Source organism: Gammaproteobacteria bacterium, from assembly GCA_027296625.1.
GTDB lineage: Bacteria > Pseudomonadota > Gammaproteobacteria > JAKEHO01 > JAKEHO01 > JAKEHO01.
This window is the reverse complement of the sequence record JAPUIX010000105.1, coordinates 1-4,001: the sequence shown is the minus strand read 5'-3', so window position 1 is coordinate 4,001 and position 4,001 is coordinate 1. Positions and strand designations below refer to the sequence as shown.

General features: G+C 54.3%; 5 protein-coding genes. All 5 read right to left on the bottom strand.

Annotated elements, in window-relative coordinates:
- Window positions 1-164 precede the first annotated feature (164 nt).
- Genes O6944_05540 through O6944_05520 form a run of 5 tightly spaced genes read right to left on the bottom strand, consistent with a single transcriptional unit; the run spans window position 165 to window position 3,580 of the window.
- On the bottom strand, window positions 165-1,139 hold the full coding sequence (locus O6944_05540) for a TonB family protein (protein MCZ6718599.1): 975 nt from the start codon (window positions 1,137-1,139) through the stop codon (window positions 165-167).
- 23 nt (window positions 1,140-1,162) lie between these two features.
- A complete protein-coding gene (locus tag O6944_05535) occupies window positions 1,163-1,567 on the bottom strand; it encodes a biopolymer transporter ExbD (protein ID MCZ6718598.1) in 405 nt (134 codons plus the stop codon).
- 3 nt (window positions 1,568-1,570) lie between these two features.
- Window positions 1,571-1,966, bottom strand: a complete 396-nt coding sequence (locus tag O6944_05530; protein MCZ6718597.1) for a biopolymer transporter ExbD — start codon at window positions 1,964-1,966, stop codon at window positions 1,571-1,573.
- Between the two features lie 6 nt (window positions 1,967-1,972).
- On the bottom strand, window positions 1,973-2,716 hold the full coding sequence (locus tag O6944_05525; protein MCZ6718596.1) for a MotA/TolQ/ExbB proton channel family protein: 744 nt from the start codon (window positions 2,714-2,716) through the stop codon (window positions 1,973-1,975).
- 57 nt (window positions 2,717-2,773) lie between these two features.
- A complete protein-coding gene (locus tag O6944_05520; GenBank protein ID MCZ6718595.1) occupies window positions 2,774-3,580 on the bottom strand; it encodes a tetratricopeptide repeat protein in 807 nt (268 codons plus the stop codon).
- Window positions 3,581-4,001: the final 421 nt, after the last annotated feature.

Below are 4,001 nucleotides of genomic sequence, written 5' to 3'. Positions count from 1 at the left end.
AAAATGGGGATCGTTGCCTCTTGTGGGGGCACTCAATTGCACCCGCCGTTGAGCATGGCACGGACCTTCCCAAGCAGTTCGGCACGACGGTAAGAAATTAGAACACACCGTTGGCCTTCTGTACGGCTCGCACGAACTCGAGAATTGAAGACAGCCGCGGGCTGCTATTGTCGTTGGCGCGGACTGAAATGCACTTGGACGGTGAAAGTTAATTCATCTTTGGTGATCTCGGGTGGTATTGGCGGGACCGGCGAGGCGCGTTTCATCATCCGCCTGATTGCCTGGTTGAATAGGAGGGTTGTCGAAGGCTTGACCAGATGAGAATAGAGAACTTTGCCCTGCCGGTTTATGGCAAATTTGAACACCACTGTGTCTTCAAGTAGGAACGGCGCCGCCTCACGCGGATAAGCTCCATATCGCTTAATATAGAGCACGACCTGATCGTAGTAGTTATATTTGCGAACTTCACCAGTCAGGTTACTGGATGCCGTGCCATCTCGTGCTCCTTGGGTGTCGAAGGCGAAGCTGCTTTCGTATGCTGTATTTTGTGTTGAACTCTCTGCATCGGCCATTGTGCCTTGGCGCCCAACATTAGTGCTGGAGGTCTTGGCTGGTTCCTCCTCTGGGGGCCCCTGCACCGAAAGCCGGCGTTCCAAAGTTTCTATTTCCGGTAATGGTATGGGTGGCTTCGGCTTGAGGTTTGGAGTTGGTACGGAGGCGTATTCTGATTCCGGCTTTTCGGCTTCTATAGTTTCTTTGGTTGCTGGGCCTACTTCGTCCGCTGGTGTCCTCTTAGGCTTCTCCAAGACGCGTATACTGGTTAGCTCGGGGGGGTCGGTGGGTTCCGCTTCCTCTGCTTCTGAACCTGGAAGGCCGGTGCTCGCCACAAACCCCTGGGCTAGAGATTCGCGGGTCGACTGCAGCGGAGCCTTCTCCTCCAGGGCAGCCTGGTCGAAAACCTCGCCGTAGCTCTCTCCCGAATTTCCAAGCTGCACGAATATGCCGTTAGCATTCGGCGTTGGTTTGGAGCCATCATCGAATCTGCCACCGCCGCGATAAACCGGCTCGCCGCCCGGTAGGCTGATCGAATACAGGAACACGGCAGAATGAGCCATCAGCGCCAGCAAGAAGGCGAGCATCCAATGCTGCTGGCGCCGAAAAATCAATTCGCAGTCTCCAGTGTGAGGAGCATGACGCGCCTCACACCGACAGCCTCAATCAACTCCATCACCTCGACAACACGTGACGCATCTACCCGGCCATCTGCCTTGATGCGAAATGTACGCCCCGCCCCCATGGCCAGTTTGTCCGAGACCGCAAGTTGCAGATCGACCTCGTCCACCTCCTGGTTGTCAATCGCGAGCCTACCATCGGCACTGACCAGGATGACAGACTCGTCCAATGCACCTGGAAGTTCGCTGGAAGAGCTCGGCGGATCGACATTGAAGAAATCGACAGAAGTTAATGCGCCGGTCATGATAAAGAAAATCAGTAAAAGGAACACGACGTTGATCAGCGGTAAGACGTTATCCGCTTCTTCTTCCATTTGACCGAGCGGCAATTGCATGGATCAGCGAGTCCGCGTGAGTGAAACGTTGATCGCACCGGTCGCGCGAATGAGGTCCAATGCGTCGATAGCGCGTTGAAGCGGCACTCCGGGTTCGGAGCGAATCACGACCCGTTGCTCAGGATTTCCCGCCAACTTTGTTTTCAGGACCGATGGGAGAGCGCGTATCGTGACGGGGCTAGATCCAACGGTCATGGAACCGTCAGCTCGCAAGTCAATCAGAATTGCTTGATCAGCGGACTCGGCTGTACCCATGCCACTGGTAACGGAGAGATCCACAGAGCGCCAGTCGAGAAAACTCGACGCTAGCATGAAGAAGATGAGCAATATGAACACCACATCGATAAGTGGCGTCAGAGAAATCAAACGCGCCGTCGATCGTTGCTGGCCAAACTGCATCACTAATCACTCTGCGGGTTGAACACCATCGGTGCTCAACTCGGCCCGCTGGAGGCCATCTGAAGATGGCGTGATTTGTGCGGTGAATATTCGGGTCACGGCATCTTCCATCGCACGTTGGGTATGATAGACAACACCTTCCATCCAGTTGTGTGCAACGGCTGCCGGTATTGCGACAATCAACCCGGCAGCCGTGGTTAGCAGCGCAACCCATATTCCACCGGACAATATCGAGGGATCAACTTTGTTGCCGGCCTCTTGAAGCGCTCGGAAGGCGTTGATCATCCCAAGAACCGTGCCCAGCAAGCCGATCAAGGGGCATATCGTGGCAACCAATGCAAGCGACCTGAGGCCGCCCCGAAGATTGTCTAGTTGGAGACTTGCAACGCGGGTGATCTCCTCCCTAATCAATAGCTCGCCACGTTCATCGTCCGCCGATCCCCGTAGAGCAACCTCAAGAACGCGGGCGACGGGGTTGCGTTGACCGCGAAGGATACTCAGGGCTTCTCTGTTCCGGCCGTCACGCCAGGCATGGAGGGCCGGACTGATAAATCCTCGCGCATGCACTCTAAGCATCCAGAACTGGATGAGCTTTGCGAACATCAACGTCAGCGCCAAAACAGATATGACAAGCAACACGTAAAGGACAGGGCCACCATCATCCACAAGTCGAAACATCTGCTCCAAAATGTCGGCTGGGACCGTGTCCGTGACCCCGGCCGCGCCCTCATTGGTCTCTAATTCAGCCATATCTACCTTTCCTATTTGTCAAATCTGCCCAATGCAGGTTCTTTGCCGAGGCTCATATCATTGGTAAATTTCAACAAGTGGCCGAAATATTCGAGCGCGTTTTTCCGCCTCGGCGACCTGTTTGGCGTTCATGTTTTTGCGAAGATCGTCAAAGATTTTTTGCGCCGTCGTGCGACCTTGTCGGATGGCCAAGATTGACCATTTGAGGGCCTCGATGACATCGCTTTTCACACCGACGCCGCTGGCGAGACGTGATGCAATTTTTTCCTGCGCTTTGGCGTAACCCTGAAGGGCCGCTTTCCTGAACCACGCCACCGAAACTTCTTGGTTCACCTCAACTCCAATACCGTCACGGTAAATTTTTCCGAGGTTGTATTGCGCCTTCACGAACCCAGAATTTCCGGCCTTCAGGAATAAGGTAAGGGCACGCGCATTGTCCTTTTCTACTCCAAGCCCAGCGGCGAATTGCTTGGCAAGACTGTATTGAGATAGAACGAAACCGTTTTCCGCGGCTCGTTTTAGCCAGTTTGCAGCTCTGCCAAAATCTTCCTGGCTTCCGCGCTCGATATAAAGCAGTGCCAAGTTATGCTGTGCCATTTGATGGCCCTGAGTGGCGGCCTTGTTCCACCAGGCGATAACCTTGGCGTCATCCCTGTCGACCCCGGCACCCTCGTCATACATGACTCCAACGTTGTATTGCGCTACAGGATCACCGTCCTCTGCCAGCTCTGTCCAGAGTTGTAGCGCAATCGCATATTCACCTCTCTGATAGGCGCGCCACCCTTCCACAAAATCGGCTTTTGCATGTGCGGTGAGGCCAAGGAGAACCAGTACGGCGAGGAGAATGGATGCGAAGGGGAGCATCCTCGGCAATGGGAAGGTTATCCAATGAATGCCCTTCTGAGATTTCGTGGGAGCTGGCCAGATGAGCATACCTAAATACCCAGTTTCGAGTAGCAGATCAAAGATGGCATAAGCCTGTGGGCAAGCGGGGACAAGCGATGCGACGTCGCGTCTTCGGCTTCAACCGACATTCCCCAACTGACATACAAATTCGTGGAAATCGTACCATTGGTCCACCACCAAGGGAGCTGCATACCTTCCGTAGTCATCCGATCGCCCGATTCCAAGGAGTTTGGATTATTGTCCGAATCAGATCGTGGTTGGAACTGTCAGAACTGACAGTCTCGGGAAAAAATTTTGCCCGGGCGCAGGCGGGTATTAGGTCGCAGATCATCAAACAGGCTCAGGATTTTCCGGAACAGGTCCCCCGGCACCGCCACCT

Excerpts from the sequence above, each read along its gene's own strand:
- O6944_05530 (MCZ6718597.1), bottom strand. The coding sequence starts at position 1,966 with ATGCAGTTTGGCCAGCAACGATCGACGGCGCGTTTGATTTCTCTGACG.
- O6944_05535 (MCZ6718598.1), bottom strand. The coding sequence starts at position 1,567 with ATGCAATTGCCGCTCGGTCAAATGGAAGAAGAAGCGGATAACGTCTTA.
- O6944_05520 (MCZ6718595.1), bottom strand. The coding sequence starts at position 3,580 with ATGCTCCCCTTCGCATCCATTCTCCTCGCCGTACTGGTTCTCCTTGGC.
- O6944_05540 (MCZ6718599.1), bottom strand. The coding sequence starts at position 1,139 with ATGCTCGCCTTCTTGCTGGCGCTGATGGCTCATTCTGCCGTGTTCCTG.
- O6944_05525 (MCZ6718596.1), bottom strand. The coding sequence starts at position 2,716 with ATGGCTGAATTAGAGACCAATGAGGGCGCGGCCGGGGTCACGGACACG.